The sequence below is a fragment of the Pseudomonas sp. SIMBA_067 genome (assembly GCF_046534675.1).
GTDB classification, from domain to species: Bacteria; Pseudomonadota; Gammaproteobacteria; order Pseudomonadales; family Pseudomonadaceae; genus Aquipseudomonas; species Aquipseudomonas putida.
This window is the reverse complement of the sequence record NZ_JAWRYH010000177.1, coordinates 1-330: the sequence shown is the minus strand read 5'-3', so window position 1 is coordinate 330 and position 330 is coordinate 1. Positions and strand designations below refer to the sequence as shown.

1 rRNA gene is annotated in these 330 nt (G+C 50.3%); it reads right to left on the bottom strand.

Annotation, left to right across the window (positions count from 1 at the left end):
- Positions 1-330 (bottom strand): 23S ribosomal RNA (locus SB765_RS28605); the annotation flags it as partial.

Sequence of the window (330 nt, the reverse complement as noted above, 5' to 3'; positions counted from 1 at the left end):
GCCCTATTCGGACTCGCTTTCGCTACGGCTTCCCTATTCGGTTAACCTTGCCACTGAATGTAAGTCGCTGACCCATTATACAAAAGGTACGCAGTCACCCCACAAGGAGGCTCCTACTGTTTGTATGCATACGGTTTCAGGATCTATTTCACTCCCCTTCCGGGGTTCTTTTCGCCTTTCCCTCACGGTACTGGTTCACTATCGGTCGATCACGAGTATTTAGCCTTGGAGGATGGTCCCCCCATCTTCAGACAGGATTTCACGTGTCCCGCCCTACTTGTCGTACACTTAGTTCTTTCATACTGTTTTCGCCTACAGGGCTATCACCTG